Source organism: Kitasatospora indigofera, from assembly GCF_014655955.1.
Lineage (GTDB): Bacteria > Actinomycetota > Actinomycetes > Streptomycetales > Streptomycetaceae > Kitasatospora > Kitasatospora indigofera.
The window spans coordinates 15,551-30,593 of sequence record NZ_BNBO01000061.1 but is presented as its reverse complement, the minus strand read 5'-3'; the positions used below and the strand labels follow the sequence as shown (position 1 = coordinate 30,593).

At 73.0% G+C, this 15,043-nt stretch carries 13 protein-coding genes; 6 read left to right on the top strand and 7 right to left on the bottom strand.

Features of this window, described 5'->3' with window-relative positions:
- Nucleotides 1–25: 25 nt before the first annotated feature.
- From murC to IE329_RS33665, 3 genes are all read right to left on the bottom strand, one after another.
- Nucleotides 26–1,414, bottom strand: coding sequence for a UDP-N-acetylmuramate--L-alanine ligase (gene murC / locus IE329_RS33675; protein WP_190214854.1), 1,389 nt, complete (start codon nt 1,412–1,414; stop codon nt 26–28).
- 133 nt (nt 1,415–1,547) lie between these two features.
- A complete protein-coding gene (locus IE329_RS33670) occupies nt 1,548–2,009 on the bottom strand; it encodes an indole-3-glycerol phosphate synthase (RefSeq protein ID WP_190214834.1) in 462 nt (153 codons plus the stop codon).
- Nucleotides 2,010–2,119: 110 nt separating this feature from the next.
- Nucleotides 2,120–2,902, bottom strand: coding sequence for a pyrimidine reductase family protein (locus IE329_RS33665; protein ID WP_190214833.1), 783 nt, complete (start codon nt 2,900–2,902; stop codon nt 2,120–2,122).
- Nucleotides 2,903–2,981: 79 nt separating this feature from the next.
- On the opposite strand from IE329_RS33665, the gene zapE reads away from it, so the two are divergent.
- A complete protein-coding gene (gene zapE, locus IE329_RS33660) occupies nt 2,982–4,046 on the top strand; it encodes a cell division protein ZapE (RefSeq protein WP_268257365.1) in 1,065 nt (354 codons plus the stop codon).
- 63 nt (nt 4,047–4,109) lie between these two features.
- On the opposite strand, the gene IE329_RS33655 is transcribed toward zapE, so the two are convergent.
- Entirely contained in the window at nt 4,110–4,691 is a 582-nt protein-coding gene (locus IE329_RS33655; RefSeq protein ID WP_229927975.1) for a TetR/AcrR family transcriptional regulator, read from the bottom strand.
- Nucleotides 4,688–6,397, bottom strand: coding sequence for an MFS transporter (locus IE329_RS33650; RefSeq protein ID WP_190214831.1), 1,710 nt, complete (start codon nt 6,395–6,397; stop codon nt 4,688–4,690). Before IE329_RS33650 ends, IE329_RS33655 begins: the two co-directional genes overlap by 4 nt.
- Before the next feature lie 122 nt (nt 6,398–6,519).
- Between IE329_RS33650 and uvrB the strand changes: the two genes are divergently transcribed.
- The 5 genes from uvrB (at nt 6,520) to IE329_RS33625 (ending at nt 13,003) form a co-directional block, all read left to right on the top strand.
- Nucleotides 6,520–8,610 carry an excinuclease ABC subunit UvrB gene (uvrB, locus tag IE329_RS33645; RefSeq protein ID WP_190214830.1) on the top strand — a complete coding sequence of 697 codons (2,091 nt, stop codon included), beginning with the start codon at nt 6,520–6,522 and terminating at the stop codon, nt 8,608–8,610.
- A gap of 253 nt (nt 8,611–8,863) precedes the next feature.
- Nucleotides 8,864–9,445: a TerD family protein gene (locus tag IE329_RS33640; protein WP_190214829.1), complete on the top strand. Its 582-nt coding sequence runs from the start codon at nt 8,864–8,866 to the stop codon at nt 9,443–9,445.
- A 313-nt stretch (nt 9,446–9,758) separates the two neighbouring features.
- Complete coding sequence (locus IE329_RS33635) at nt 9,759–10,739, top strand: TerC family protein (RefSeq protein ID WP_190214828.1); 981 nt, start codon at nt 9,759–9,761, stop codon at nt 10,737–10,739.
- 215 nt (nt 10,740–10,954) lie between these two features.
- Nucleotides 10,955–12,082 (top strand): RNA ligase, encoded by a 1,128-nt coding sequence (locus tag IE329_RS33630; RefSeq protein WP_190214827.1) that lies wholly within the window; start codon nt 10,955–10,957, stop codon nt 12,080–12,082.
- A gap of 3 nt (nt 12,083–12,085) precedes the next feature.
- Nucleotides 12,086–13,003, top strand: a complete 918-nt coding sequence (locus tag IE329_RS33625; protein ID WP_190214826.1) for a phosphatase domain-containing protein — start codon at nt 12,086–12,088, stop codon at nt 13,001–13,003.
- A 104-nt stretch (nt 13,004–13,107) separates the two neighbouring features.
- Here the strand turns inward: IE329_RS33625 and IE329_RS33620 are convergent, their stop codons facing one another.
- Together IE329_RS33620 and IE329_RS33615 are read right to left on the bottom strand one after the other, a co-directional pair.
- Nucleotides 13,108–13,761: an MBL fold metallo-hydrolase gene (locus tag IE329_RS33620; protein WP_190214825.1), complete on the bottom strand. Its 654-nt coding sequence runs from the start codon at nt 13,759–13,761 to the stop codon at nt 13,108–13,110.
- Nucleotides 13,762–13,877: 116 nt separating this feature from the next.
- A complete protein-coding gene (locus tag IE329_RS33615; protein WP_190214824.1) occupies nt 13,878–14,669 on the bottom strand; it encodes a maleylpyruvate isomerase family mycothiol-dependent enzyme in 792 nt (263 codons plus the stop codon).
- Between the last annotated feature and the right edge of the window lie 374 nt (nt 14,670–15,043).

Sequence of the window (15,043 nt, the reverse complement as noted above, 5' to 3'; positions counted from 1 at the left end):
CGGACGTCGGGCATGGATGGCGACGTCAGGCGTTGGTTGCAACGTTCGCGAGGTGCTTCAAGATTTCCGGGCCGAGGTTGGTGACGTCGCCGGCGCCCATGGTGAGCACCAGGTCGCCGGGCCGGGCGAGGCCGGCGAGCACGGCGGGGGCGGCGTCGAAGGCGTGCTCGGCGCTGACCCGGGCGTCGGCGCGGCGGGCGGCGTCGATGATCAGCTCGCTGGTGACGCCGGGGATCGGGTCCTCGCGGGCGGGGTAGATGTCGAGGACGACGGAGGCGTCGGCGAGCGCGAGGGCCTGGCCCATCTCCTCGGCCAGCTGCTGGGTCCGGCTGAACAGGTGCGGCTGGAAGACCACCAGCACCCGGCCCTGGCCCTCCAGGCCCTCCCGGACGGCTTCGAGGTCGGCCGTCATCTCGGTCGGGTGGTGGGCGTAGGAGTCGATCACCTGGACGCCGGCGGCCTCGCCCTTGAGCTGGAGGCGGCGGCGGACGCCGGTGTAGGCGCCGAGTGCCTTGGCGAGGTCGGTGGCGGGGACGCCGAGGGCCACGCCGGCGGCCAGTGCGGCGACGGCGTTGTGGGCGTAGTGGCGGCCGGGCACGGACACCGTGAAGGTGAGCTCGGCACCGTCGAGCAGGACGGTGACCTCGCTGGTCATGCCCCGGGCGGCGACCGAGAGCACCCGGACGGTGGCGTCCTCGGCGGCGCCGACGGTGACGATGTGCAGGCCGTCGCGGCCGGCCAGCCGGGAGGTGAGTTCGCGGGCGCCGGCGTGGTCGGCGGAGATCACCAGGGTGCCGCCGGCGGTGATCCGCCCGGCGAAGGTCTCGAAGGACTCGTAGATCTCTTCGATCGAGGCGTAGTTCGCGTGGTGGTCGAGCTCCACGTTGAGGACGATGGCGACCTCGGGGGCGTACTTGTGGAAGCTGCGGTCGCTCTCGTCGGCCTCGGCGACGAAGATCTCGCCGGTGCCGTGGTGGGCGTTGCTGCCGGGGGCGTCGAGGTCCCCGCCGATGGCGTACGAGGGGTCGAGGCCCAGCTCGGCGAGGCTGACGGCGAGCATGCTGGTGGTGGTGGTCTTGCCGTGGGTGCCGGCGACGGCGAGCGCGCGGCGGCCGCCCATCAGTGCGGCGAGGGCGTCGGAGCGGTGCACCACCGGGACGCCCCGTTCGCGGGCGACGGCCAGCTCGGGGTTGTCCTCGCGGATGGCGCTGGAGACGACGACGCTGCTGACGCCGGCGGGGACGTTCTCGGCGGCGTGGCCGACGTGCACCTCGGCGCCGAGGGCGCGCAGGGCGAGGACGGTCTCGGACTCCTTGGAGTCGCTGCCGGAGACCTGGGCGCCACGGACGGCGAGGATCTTCGCCAGTCCGGACATGCCGGCCCCGCCGATGCCGATGAAGTGCGGGGCGTGCAGGTCGTGCGCGGCGTCGTTCAAGGCGGGGCTCCGTACGGGCTGGGGCGGCAGGGGGACCACGGGGCGGATCGTCCTCGCGGACCGGTCGCGTGGACCGGCCGCAAGGACGATTCTGCACCACCGGGGGAGTGGGTCAGGAGTCGCTGGCGAACAGGCGCAGGACCGGGACGCCCACCTTGTGCCGGGCCTGGGAGGCCCAGTCGCGGTGGAAGAACTCCTCGACGAAGTGCGGGGAGGTCAGGACCACCACCTCGTCCGCGGTGTTCTCCTCGACCACCGAGCGCAGCCGGTCCAGGGGATTGTCCTCGACGAGTTCGCCGGTGGCGTCGGCGCCCGCCTCGCGCAGGTGGCGCAGGCTGTGTTCCAGGGATTCGCTGGCGAGGGTGGGGGTGGTGGTCGACTCGTCGTGCTCGTGCACCACCTTGTCCAGGTGTCCCAGGGCCACGTCGTCGAGCGCGCGGAGCAGCTCGTCCTGCTTGCCGCGTGGCTGCATCAGGACGATGAAGGAGACCTTCTCCTCGCTGTGGAGCGTGGTGACGAGTTCCACATCGGCATCGGAGAGTGCCTTCTCGATCATCAGTACGGTTTTGAACACGTGAGTCCCTTCCAGTGGCAGGCCCCCGGGTCCGGCGTCCAGTCCCATACTGCCCGGAGGAAGCTTTCCTCACGCTGCACACACGGCACAGCTGCCACAGGGGTGCTGGATCACCGGGCCTGCGGACGCAGGTAGCGGGTGAAGAGGAAACCTTTCTGCTCGATCAATGACACCAGCCGCATCCGCTGCACGTCCGGCATTTGCGCACCGTGGACTATGCGCGGCGCGTCGCCGCCGGTGATCAGCGGCGCCACCGACAGGCACAGCTCGTCCAGCAGGCCGTCCGCCGCCAGCTGCCCCAGCAGCCGCGGGCCGCCCTCGGTCAGCAGCCTGGTCCAGCCCCGGGCGGCCAGCGCCGCGACGGCCGCCGGCAGGTCCACCGAGCCCCGGCCCGCGAGCACCAGGTCGGCCACCTCGGCGACCGCCGCCCGGGCTTCGGCCGGCGCGTCCTCGGTGGTGACCACCACCGTATTGACCAGCGGCTCGGTGAACAGCGGCGCCGCCAGGTCCAGCTCCAGGGAGCGGCTGACGATCGCGATCACCGGGGCCGGCGGCTGCCCCGCCGCCCGTCGTGCGGCCGCGAACTCGGCCCGCGCCCGGGCCGGCCGGTAGCCCTCGGCCCGGACGGTCTGCGCGCCCACCAGGACCACGTCCGAGAGCGCCCGCAGCACCCCGAAGATCCGCTTGTCGGCGTCCCCCGACAGGCCCTCGGAGAGCCCCTCCAGGCGGGCGCCGCCGTCCAGTCCGGCGACCATGTTGGCGCGCAGCCACGGCCGGCCGTGATTCACCTGGTCGGGGTACGCGTAGACGGCCGCGAGCGACTCCAGCGACGCCGGATCGAGCGGCGCGGCGCCCGGCTCGGGCTGGGGCAGGGGAGAGATCAGCTGCTGCATGAGAGCCAGTCTTCCACCAGGCGTACCCTCTACTAACGTGCCCGCAGCCTCCCGCCCCGACGCCATAGCGACCCCGGACCTGGTCCCGGACCCGGCCGGCGACCGCGCCGTGACCGCCGTGACCCCGTTCGCGCTGACCGACCGCCGCCCGGTGGTGCCCGCCGAGCGGCTGGTCGCCGAGATGGTCCCGCCGCCGCGCTTCTCCGACGTCAGCTTCGGCAGCTACCTGCCGGACCGGACCCAGCCCAGCCAGTACGAGGCCGTGCAGGTCCTGGAGGAGTTCGCGGCCGGCCTCAACCACGCGAGCACCGCGCCGAAGCGCAGCTGGTTCCGCCGCACCGCCCCGGCGCCGGCCGGCCCGTCCGGGGTCTACCTCGACGGTGGCTACGGCGTCGGCAAGACCCACCTGCTGGCCTCGCTCTGGCACGCCACCCCCGGCCCCAAGGCCTTCGGCACCTTCGTCGAGCTCACCAACCTGGTCGGCGCGCTCGGCTTCCAGCAGGCCGTCCGGACGCTCTCCGGGCACCGGCTGCTCTGCATCGACGAGTTCGAGCTGGACGACCCGGGCGACACCGTGCTGGTCTCCACCCTGCTCGGGCGGCTGGTCGAGAACGGCGTCAAGCTCGCCGCGACCTCCAACACCTTGCCCGACAAGCTGGGCGAGGGCCGGTTCGCGGCCACCGACTTCCTGCGCGAGATCCAGGGCCTGGCGGCGCACTTCCGCCCGCTGCGGATCGACGGCCAGGACTACCGCCACCGCGGCCTGCCCGAGGCCCCGCCGCCGTACACCGACGAGGCCGTCGTGGCGGCCGCCGGCCGGACGCCGGGCGCCTCGCTGGACAGCTTCGACGACCTGCTGAAGCACCTCTCGGTGGTCCACCCCAGCCGGTACGGCGCGCTGCTGGACGACGTCGGGGCGGTCTTCCTGCGCGGCGTGAAGCCGGTCGAGGACCAGTCCACCGCGCTGCGGCTGGTCGTCCTCGCGGACCGGATGTACGACCGCGAGCTGCCGGTCACCGCCTCCGGCGTCCCGTTCGACCAGGTGTTCTCCGAGGAGATGCTGCGCGGCGGCTACCGCAAGAAGTACCTGCGCGCGGTCTCCCGCCTGGTCGCGCTGGCCCGCGACAGCGCCAAGGTGGGGTAGGGCGAGTCCGGGCCGGCCGGGCCGGACGGGTCCCGGTGCGCGCCCGGCCCTGGGGCCGGGGCCCTACTCCGCGAGGGCTTCGAGCATCCTCGCGGTCAGCGCGGCCACCTCGGCGTGCGGTGCCGCGCCGAGGGCGTCGAAGGCGCCGGCCGACCTGGCCAGCGCGATGCCGGCGACCGCGGCGACCGCGAGTTCGGCCCGCAGCCGGGCCCGGTCGGCCCCGGAGCGCTCCAGCCGTTGTTCCAGCGGGCCGGTGAGCCGGGCCGCCAGCGCCGCCCGGGCGGCCCGCTGGACCACCTGGTCGTCGTGCGGACGGACGGCCGCCTGCAGCACCGGGCCGGGCCCGACCCGGTCGATCTTGGCGAGCACCTCGTCCAGCCGGCCGGGGGCGAGGAGGTCGGCGGCCGGCGCCTCGTGGTCCTGCTCGCTGTGCAGCGCGGCCACGTAGAGGGCCGCCTTGCTGCCGAAGTAGCGCGCGATCAGGGCCGGGTCCACCCCGGCCTGCTCGCCGATCTCCCGGACGGTCGTCCGCTCGTACCCGCGCTCGCCGAACAGCGTCCGCGCGGCCTCCAGCAGTGCCCGGCGGCTGCCCTCGGCGTCCCGGCGGCGGGGCGTGGCCGCCGCCGCTGGGTTGGTCTCCGTCATCGGCCCTCCCGATGGTCCGCGGGGGCGCGCCCGGGCCGGCTCCCGCCCTGGCCGTGCCCCTCGCCGCCGTCCGGCCCGCTGCCGGTGGCCCCGGCGGCGACCTTACCGGCGGCGGCGCCGGTGTCGTCCGCGCCGTTCCGGGCGGCGGTGCTCGCGACGGCGGCGACGGGCCCGGCCGTACGGCCGCCGTCCCCGTCCCGGCCGGCGGTGCCGGCGGTGCTCCCGGCGGCGTCGGCCGAGGTGTCCCCGGCGGTGCCCGGCCCGGCCGGGCGGCGGGCCGGGAGCAGCAGGCCGGCCAGCCCGGCGAAGACCCAGACGCCGATCCCGACCAGGGTCGCCACGGTGTAGCCGCTCTCGGCGGGCAGCCGGGCCGGCGGGGTGGTGTGGGCGGTCAGGATGCCGGCGCTGAGCGCGCTGCCGATCGACCCGCCGATCACCCGCAGCACCTGGTTGACCCCCAGGGCGCTGCCGGTCTCGCCCGGCGGCACGGCGCTGACGATGAACGCGGGCATCGCCGCGAAGGTGCAGCCCACCCCCAGGCCGGCGATCCCCATCAGCAGGAAGATCTCCCAGAGGCCGGAGCGGGCGAAGCAGAAGACCAGCATCGCCACCACGAAGGCCAGCGACCCGGCCGGCATCACCGCCCGGGCGCCGAACCGCCGGCCGATCAGCGGGGCCACCCGGCTGGCCCCGACGCTGGCCACCGAGAACGGCAGCAGGGTGAGGGCGGCGACCACCACGGACCTGCCGAGCCCGTACCCGGCCGAGACCGGGGTCTGCACGTAGCGGATGACCAGCGACATCAGGAAGTACATGCCGACGCCGGCGACCAGCCCGGTGACGTCGGCGGCCAGCACCGCCCGGTTGCGCAGCAGCCGCAGCGCCACCAGCGGGTGTTCCGTGCGCAGCTCGTGCCGGACCCAGGCGCCGAGCGCCAGCGGGGCGACGGCGGCGACCGCCAGCAGCCGGGCCGAGGTCCAGCCCCACTGCCCGCCCTCGCTCAGCGCGACCAGCAGGGCGGCGAGGCCGAGGCCCAGCAGGACGGCGCCCGGGGCGTCCAGCGGGCGGTGCGGGCGGTGGGTGCTGGCCGGCAGCACGAACGCCGCGGCGGCCAGGACGGCGGCGCCGGCCCCGGCGGCGACCCAGAAGGCGGCGTGGAAGCCCAGGTGCTGGGCGATCAGGCCGGTCAGCGGGTAGCCGAGCCCGACGCCCGCGACGGTGGTGACCGAGAGGGTCGCGACGGCGGAGCGGGCCCGCGGGCCGGGCAGGTGGTCGCGGGCGACGCCCATCGCCAGCGGGGTCAGGCCGAGGCCGATGCCCTGCAGCGCCCGGCCGGCCAGCAGCAGCGGGAACCCGGCGGGCAGGGCGGCGAGCACGCAGCCGGTGACGATCAGCGCCAGCGCGCCGAGGACGACCCGGCGCCGGTGCGGCCCGTCGCTGAGCCGGCTGAGCACGGGCGTGGCCACCGCGCCGGCCAGCAGCGTGATGGTGAGGGACCACTGCGCGCCGCCCAGCGAGACGCCGTAGTCGGCGGCGACGGTCGGCACCAGCGGTGCGCCGAGGCTGCTGACCACGGCGACGACCATGCCGAGGAAGACCAGGACGGGGACCAGGGCACGGCCGCGTACGGTCCGCGGGTCGGCCAGGACCGGTGCGCCGGGGGAGCCGGGGGGCACGGCGTGCTCCTTGTCGTCAAACGATGTCATCAGCTGATGTCATCAAATGATGACACGTTTCCCGGTCCGCTTGAAGAGGCCGCCGGCGCCCCCGGACGCCCGCGCCCGCGGAACCCCGACGGATTGTCGGTGCCGGGCCGTACGGTGGAGGCGTGCGACCCATCACGAGCATTGAGCGGACAGTGGCGCCCTTCGAGGTCGTCAGCCCCTACCAGCCCAACGGCGACCAGCCCGCGGCCATCGCCGACCTGGAGCGCCGCATCCGCGCCGGCGAACAGGACGTCGTCCTGCTCGGCGCCACCGGCACCGGCAAGTCGGCCACCACCGCCTGGATGATCGAGAAGCTCCAGCGGCCCACCCTGGTGATGGCGCCCAACAAGACGCTGGCGGCCCAGCTCGCCAACGAGTTCCGCGAGCTGCTCCCCAACAACGCCGTCGAGTACTTCGTCTCGTACTACGACTACTACCAGCCCGAGGCGTACGTCCCGCAGACGGACACCTACATCGAGAAGGACTCCTCGATCAACGAGGAGGTCGAACGCCTGCGGCACTCCGCGACCAACTCGCTGCTCACCCGCCGCGACGTGATCGTGGTCGCCTCGGTCTCCTGCATCTACGGCCTCGGCACCCCGCAGGAGTACGTCGACCGGATGGTGCAGCTCAAGATCGGCGAGGAGATCGACCGGGACGTCCTGCTGCGCCGCTTCGTCGACATCCAGTACTCCCGCAACGACCTCGCGTTCACCCGGGGCACCTTCCGGGTCCGCGGCGACACCATCGAGATCTTCCCGGTCTACGAGGAGCTGGCCGTCCGGATCGAGATGTTCGGCGACGAGATCGAGGCGCTGTACACCCTGCACCCGCTCACCGGCGAGATCATCAGCCAGGACGAGTCCGTCCACATCTTCCCCGCCTCGCACTACGTGGCCGGCCCGGAGCGGATGGAGCGGGCCGTCAACGACATCGAGCAGGAGCTGGAGCAGACGCTCGCCCGGATGGAGAAGCAGGGCAAGCTGCTGGAGGCCCAGCGGCTGCGGATGCGGACCACCTACGACATCGAGATGCTGCGCCAGATCGGCACCTGCTCCGGCGTCGAGAACTACTCGATGCACTTCGACGGCCGCGCGCCCGGCACCGCCCCCAACACCCTGCTCGACTACTTCCCGGAGGACTTCCTCCTGGTCATCGACGAGTCGCACGTCACCGTCCCGCAGATCGGCGCGATGTACGAGGGCGACGCCTCCCGCAAGCGCACCCTGGTCGAGCACGGGTTCCGGCTGCCCTCCGCCATGGACAACCGCCCGCTGAAGTGGGAGGAGTTCCTGGAGCGCACCGGGCAGACGGTCTACCTCTCCGCGACCCCGGGCAAGTACGAGCTGTCCCGCGGCGACGGCGTGGTCGAGCAGATCATCCGCCCGACCGGCCTGATCGACCCCGAGATCGTGGTCAAGCCGACCGAGGGCCAGATCGACGACCTGGTGCACGAGGTGCGCAAGCGGGTCGAGCGCAACGAGCGCGTCCTGGTCACCACCCTGACCAAGAAGATGTCCGAGGACCTCACCGACTACATGCTCGGCCTCGACATCCGGGTCCGGTACCTGCACAGCGACATCGACACGCTGCGCCGGGTCGAGCTGCTGCGCGAGCTGCGGGCCGGCGAGTACGACGTCCTGGTCGGCATCAACCTGCTCCGCGAGGGCCTCGACCTGCCCGAGGTCTCGCTGGTCGCGATCCTGGACGCCGACAAGGAGGGCTTCCTGCGCTCCGGCACCTCGCTGATCCAGACCATCGGCCGCGCCGCCCGTAACGTCTCCGGCCAGGTCCACATGTACGCGGACCGGATCACCCCGGCGATGGAGAAGGCCATCGAGGAGACCAACCGCCGCCGCGAGGTCCAGCAGGCCTACAACGCGAAGCACGGCATCGACCCGCAGCCGCTGCGCAAGAAGATCGGCGACATCCTCGACACCCTCAGCCGCGAGGAGATCGACACCGAGGAGCTGCTCTCCACCGGCTACCGGGGCAGCGGCAAGGGCAAGGCCCCGGTGCCCGCCCTGGGCGCCGACCGCAAGCCCGCCAAGAACCTGCCGGCCACCGAGCTGGCCGACCTGATCCAGCAGCTGACCGAGCGCATGCACGCGGCCGCCACCGACCTCCAGTTCGAGGTCGCGGCCCGGATCCGGGACGAGGTGAAGGAGCTCAAGAAGGAGCTGCGCCAGATGCGCGAGGCGGGGATGGCCTGACCCGGCCGATGGGCGCGGTCAAGCCCGGGCGTGTCCCGGGACCGGTACAAACGGTCCGTCCTGCACGGCGGCGACACCCGCAGGCCATAGGCTTGCCCGCGGGTGTCGGCAGCGTGCCGCCGGCCGGCCGGCGGCCGGGGGCGGGCCGCGGCCCGGCACCAGGGGGCCTCAGCCGGGGGACGGCAACGGGGTGTTCCGCCGTGGAGCCGGCACGGGGTACCGACCCGTGCGGCCGAGGAGAGAGGACAGCACCGTGTCGGTGAACCTGGCCAAGGGACAGTCGGTCAGTCTGCAGAAGAGTTCGGGCGAGTCCCTGACCGTCGTCCGGATGGGGCTGGGCTGGCGGGCCGCCCCCAAGCGCGGCCTGTTCGGCAGCCGCACCCGCCAGATCGACCTGGACGCCTCGGCGCTGCTGTACGCCGAGAAGACCCCCTCCGACGTGGTCTTCTTCCAGCACCTGGAGAGCAACGACGGCTCGGTGCGGCACACCGGCGACAACCTGGTCGGCGGCTCGGGGGCGGGGGACGACGACGAGTCGATCCTGGTCGACCTGTCGCACGTGCCGGTGCACATCACCCAGGTGGTCTTCACGGTCAGCTCGTACACCGGGCAGACCTTCGCCGAGGTGCAGAACGCGCACTGCCGGCTGGTGGACGAGAGCACCGGCCAGGAGCTGGCCCGCTACGAGCTGGCGGGCGGCGGCCCGCACACCGGCCAGATCATGGCCAAGGTGTTCCGGGAGGAGTCCGGCGGCTGGGGCATGCAGGCGATCGGCGCGCCCGCCCGGGCCCGGACCTTCCAGGACATGCTGCCCGCGATCGACCCGTTCCTCTGAGCCCGGCCGCCTGATCCGCCTGATCCGCCCGCCCGTCTGATCCGGCCGTCGGCCTGACGCGGTCGTCCGACGGCCCGGCCGGCGGGCCGGCGCGGACCGGGTTTTTACCTTCTTTACCTTTTCTTGGGCTTCCTGTTAGTGTTGGGCGCAGCGGAGGGGAGTATTCCCCCGCAGTGTTCCCGTCATCACGGACGCCTGTTCCAGGTTTCCCGGGGCGCTGGTCCGTCTGCCCCGGAATACGGGGCCGACGGGCGGAAGAGACCTCCGGCAGTGACGATGACTGTCTCGCCTACCTGCCGGAGGAGCAGCAGAAGTGGACGTTTCCGTATCCATGTGGGTCGGCACCATCGGGGTGTTGATCGCCCTGATCGTGGCCGATTTCTTCATCGGCGGCCGAAAGCCCCATGAGGTCTCGATCAAGGAGGCCGGAATCTGGACGGCCGTCTGGATCGTGCTGGCCCTGATCTTCGGCGGATTCCTCTGGTGGCACTCGGGCTCGCAGCCCGCCACGGAGTTCTTCGCCGGGTACATCACCGAGAAGTCGCTGAGTGTCGACAACCTGTTCGTGTTCATCCTGATCATGGGCAAGTTCGCGGTGCCCAGGATCTACCAGCAGCGCGTGCTGATGTTCGGTGTGATCATCGCGCTGGTCCTGCGCGCGGTCTTCATCGCCGGCGGCGCCGCCCTGGTGACGCAGTTCTCGTGGGTCTTCTACATCTTCGGCGCCTTCCTGATCTGGACGGCCTGGAAGCTGATCGCGGACGCCCGGGCCGGCGAGGAGGAGGAGTTCGAGGAGAACCGCCTGCTCAAGACGATCGAGCGGCGCTTCCCGTCGACCAGCGTCTACCACGGCACCAAGCTCTTCATCCGGGAGAACGGCCGCCGGCTGATGACGCCGATGCTGATCGTGATGATCGCGATCGGCACCACCGACGTCCTGTTCGCGCTCGACTCGATCCCCGCGATCTTCGGCCTGACCCAGGACCCGTACATCGTCTTCACCGCCAACGCCTTCGCCCTGATGGGCCTGCGTCAGCTGTACTTCCTGATCGGCGGTCTGCTGAAGAAGCTGATCTACCTGTCGTACGGCCTGTCGGTGATCCTCGGCTTCATCGGCGTGAAGCTGGTGCTGCACGCCCTGCACGAGAGCGGACTGCACGTGCCGGAGATCGGCATCCCGCTCTCCCTCGGCTTCATCGTGGTGGTGCTGACCGTCACCACGGTGGCCAGCCTGATCGCCTCGAAGCGGCTGGAGGCCGCGGAGGGCGAGCAGCAGGAGAAGATCGACGTCTGACGCCCCCTGGCGGGCGGGAAGGCCCCGCGGACCGGAACGCCGGTCCGCGGGGCCTTCGCCGTCGGCCCGCGGGTGCGCCCGCCGGAGCCTCTGCCGGGGCTCTGCCGGGGCCCTCCCCGGCCGTCGTCCCGGTCGGGCGCCGAACGTAATATTTCCGGGCAGTCGTACCGCCATCTGGGACACAATCGCGGGCAGACCACCGAAAGCAGGCTCCCGTGACCCCCGTAACGACCCGTCCGACCCTCGACGACCTCTTCGGCGCCGCCGATCTCGCGGCCGCGATCGAGGCCGGACACGTCACCCGCAAGCCGCACCCGACGCTGCCGATCTCGATCTACACCTACACGCCGGTCTGTCAGTACGGGCACATCTGGACCCCGGTCACCATGCGCTGCCGGGGCCTGATCGCCGACGACGCGAGCGGCGAGGTGGTCGCCCTGCCGTTCCCGAAGATCTTCGTGACGGCGATGCACGGCCTGCACGACTTCGCGCCCGCTCTGCCCGCCGAGCCCTTCGAGGTCTTCGAGAAGGCCGACGGCAGCCTGGCCATCGTCTTCCACCACGCCGGCCGCTGGCACGCCGCGTCCAAGGGCTCGTTCATCTCCGAGCAGGCCCGCTGGGCGCAGCAGGTCCTGGACCGCTCCGACACCGGCGGCCTGGACGAGGGCCTCACCTACCTGGCCGAGGCGATCTACCCCGGCAACCGGATCGTCGTCGACTACGGCGCCCGCCAGGAGCTGGTGCTGCTCGCCGCGTACCGGCCCGCCGACGGCACCGAGGAGCCGCTGGCGGCCGCCGCCGAGCACTGGGCGCCGATCGGCCCGGCCGTCCGGTCCTGGGGGCCCGGTTCCGACGTCGCGGAGCTGGAGAAGCGCGTCGCGACGGACACCGGCATGGACGGCGGCCAGGTCGGCGGGACGGAGGAGGAGGGCTACGTCATCCGGTTCGCCTCCGGCGTCCGGGCCAAGCTCAAGCTGACCGCCTACCTCGCGCTGCACCGGCTCTACACCGGCACCAACGAGAAGACGGTCTGGGAGGCGCTGGCCGCCGGCCGCGACCCGGGGACGCTGTTCGACCGGGTCCCGGACGAGTTCCGGGACTGGGTGGAGCAGATCGCCGACCGCCAGCGGGCCCAGGCCGCCGAGTTCGTGGCCCGGGCCGAGGCGGAATTCGCCCTGATCCCGGCCGGCCTGGACCGCAAGTCCTTCGCGGCCGAGGCCAAGAAGTCCCGGATGGCCGCCGCGATGTTCCGCCTGTACGACGGGCGGGACGTCCTCGACATGGCCTGGAGGGCCGTGAAACCCCGCGGCGACGCGCCGTTCAAGACCGACGACGAAGGCTGAACCATGCCCACCGTGCACCTCACCACCGGCCTGCCCGCCTCCGGGAAGACCACCCGGGCCCTGCAACTCCTGGCGGACTCCCGGGGCACCATGCGCCGGGTCAACATGGACGACATCCGCGCGATGCTGGACGAGCACGGCGGCGAGCGGGCCTGGAGCCACAAGCACGAGAAGACCGCGATGGCCGTCCAGGAGGCCGCGATCCTGGCCGCCGTCCGGGACGGCTTCGACGTGGTGGTCGACAACACCCACATGACCTCGGGGATGGCCGGCCGGCTGAAGGCCGTGCTGGCCCAGGCGGACGACATCACCTTCGTCGTCCACGACTTCACCGACGTCCCGCTGGAGGAGTGCCTGGCCCGCGACGCCGCCCGCGCCAACCCGGTCGGCGAGGAGGCGATCCGCCGGCTCGACCAGCGGCACCGGTCGGCCCGGCGCAGCGGCTGGCGGCTCACCGCCGAGTGGATGGCCGAGACGATCCCGGTGGAGCCGTACGTGCCCGCCGAGGGACTGCCGTCGGCGGTGATGGTCGACATCGACGGGACGCTCGCGCTGAACGTCTCCCGCGGGCCGTACGACTTCGAGCACTGCGACGAGGACGCCCTCAACACGGCGGTCTCGGACACCGTCCGGCTGTACCGGGAGGCAGGCCACCGGATCGTGGTGCTGTCCGGCCGCAGCGAGCAGTACCGGCCGCAGACCGAGGCCTGGCTGGCCACCCACGGCGTGCCGTACGACGAGCTGTGGATGCGCGCGGCGGGGGACACCCGCCGGGACGACGCGGTGAAGCTGGACCTCTTCGACGCCCACGTCCGCCACCGGTTCGCCGTGCGGGTCAGCCTCGACGACCGGGACCGGGTGGTGGCGCTCTGGCGACGGCTGGGCCTGCCGACCTTCCAGGTCAACTACGGGGACTTCTAAGCCCCCGTACGCTTCCGGGGCCCCGGGCGCACAGGCCTGACCGGGTGCGCCCCGGCCCCGCCGGGGCCGGGGCGCACCCGGTCAGGGGCGGTCCCGCCGCCGGGTCACCAGCCGCGCTCGCGCCACTCGCCGAGCTTCGGGCGCTCGGCCCCGAGCGTGGTGTCGGCGCCGTGGCCGGGGTAGACCCAGGCCTCGTCCGGCAGCACGTCGAAGATCTTCTCGTTGACGTCCCGGAAGAGGCTCTCGAAGGCGGCCGGGTCGCCCCAGGTGTTGCCGATCCCGCCGGGGAACAGGCAGTCGCCGGTGAAGACGTGCTGGTGGCCCTGCGGGTCGTCGTAGACCAGCACGATCGCCCCCGGGGTGTGCCCGACCAGCTGGCGGACGGTCAGTTCGACCTGGCCGACCCGGAGCACGTCGCCGTCGTCCAGCAGCAGGTCGGTGGGGACGTCCACCGCCTCGGCGTCGATCCGGCCGGCCGCCGTCCGGGCGCCGGTCGCCGCCACCACCTCGGCCAGCGCGCCCCAGTGGTCGTGGTGGCGGTGGGTGGTGACGACGGTGGCCAGCCGGTCGCCGACGGTCTCCAGCAGCACCGGCGCGTCCGCGGCCGCGTCGATCAGCAGCTGCTCGTCGGTGGCCCGGCAGCGCAGCAGGTAGGCGTTGTTGTCGTACGGGCCGACGGCCACCTTGCTGATGATCAGGTGGGCCAGCTCGCGCACGTCCGGCGGGCCGCCGACCTTCACCGCTCCGTGGTACGTCATCGGGGCGCTCCTCGTTGGTCTCGGGTGCTGCCGAAGGGCAGGACTCCTGGCTCTGCAGTGATCATCGCGTGGTCCCCGCCCGCGCCGCGAGTCCCGGTGTTCCCATCGTGGCGCGGTCAGCCGAGCGGCGGAAGCTCCGGCAGCGCGGCACGGGCGTCGGCGAGCTGCCGGCCGTCCTGGTGGACCTGGAGGCCGTCGCCGGCCGAGCGGCCGGACAGCCAGGCGGTGAGCGCCCGCACCGGGCCCTCGGCGGTCAGCGCGGGACCGCCGTCCGGGGCGCCGGTCCGGACCCGCTCCCCGGTGTCGTCCGCGACCAGCAGGACGGCGGGCAGCCCGGGCGCGCCGTCCAGCCGGGCCGCCAGCCGGCGGAACTCGGCGGTGGCGAACTCCTCCGGCCAGTGCGCGGGGGTGTGGCCGGCGGCCAGGTCGACGTGGTGGTACTCGACCTCCATCAGGCGCTTCCAGGGGATCTCCGACGCCTCGAAGGTGATGCCGGAGCGGTGGCGGACCTCCGCCGTCCAGGCCTTCTCGTCGAGTTCCGCGGCGGCGGCGGTGAAGCGCACGGCGGTGTCCCGGATGTCGGCGAGCTGGACGTCCAGCGGCCGCGGTGCGCCGGTCTCGATGTCCCGGTCGCGGGTCTCGGCGGTGGCGTACTGCGGGATGTCGGTGCCGGTGCGGGCGCCGTCGAGCAGGTTGACCAGCGAGTCGGCGTTGCGGGCGATGTGCGCGAGGACGTGGCCGCGGGTCCAGCCGGGCAGGGCCGAGGGGCCGGCCAGGGCCTCCGGGTCGAGTGCGGCGACGGTCCGCAGCAGCCGGTCGGTGCCGGCGGCGAGCAGGGCCAGGCTGGTCGCCGCGGCCCGGGCCGCGACCTCGGGCGCGCCGGGTGCCGGGCTGTCGGTGTCGGTCATGGTGTACCCCTCCGAAGGTGTCGCCCGGCCGGTCCGAACCCGCCCGGGTCTGTCGTGCGCTGTCCGGTGACGCGTGGATCGCTGGGTGCCGCCCCCCGTCGCGTGCCCGCCGGGGCGGCCGCTCGTTGAGAGGTACGACGCTATCGCCGATCCGCCTTGCGGTGGGGCGGATATCCGGCGGGAAGGCCGGGATTGGCCGGTTCACCTGGGGGGTTGTCCGGGTTGCGGGGCCCCGCGGGGCGGAGCCGCACCGGGCCGCCGTCACCCGTTCGGGTGGTCTCCACTGGACAGGCTCGATAATCGAACGCCTGAGCTAGTAGGCTGGCCGTCCCAAGCTGCGAGACTGGAACACCGGAAGAACGGGCCCTCCGAGC

Bases quoted from the DNA above. Each gene is read 5' to 3' on its own strand.
- IE329_RS33625 (WP_190214826.1), top strand. From the start codon at position 12,086: ATGCCCACCGTGCACCTCACCACCGGCCTGCCCGCCTCCGGGAAGACC.
- IE329_RS33620 (WP_190214825.1), bottom strand. From the start codon at position 13,761: ATGACGTACCACGGAGCGGTGAAGGTCGGCGGCCCGCCGGACGTGCGC.
- IE329_RS33615 (WP_190214824.1), bottom strand. From the start codon at position 14,669: ATGACCGACACCGACAGCCCGGCACCCGGCGCGCCCGAGGTCGCGGCC.
- IE329_RS33655 (WP_229927975.1), bottom strand. From the start codon at position 4,691: ATGACGGAGACCAACCCAGCGGCGGCGGCCACGCCCCGCCGCCGGGAC.
- IE329_RS33665 (WP_190214833.1), bottom strand. From the start codon at position 2,902: ATGCAGCAGCTGATCTCTCCCCTGCCCCAGCCCGAGCCGGGCGCCGCG.
- IE329_RS33650 (WP_190214831.1), bottom strand. From the start codon at position 6,397: ATGACATCGTTTGACGACAAGGAGCACGCCGTGCCCCCCGGCTCCCCC.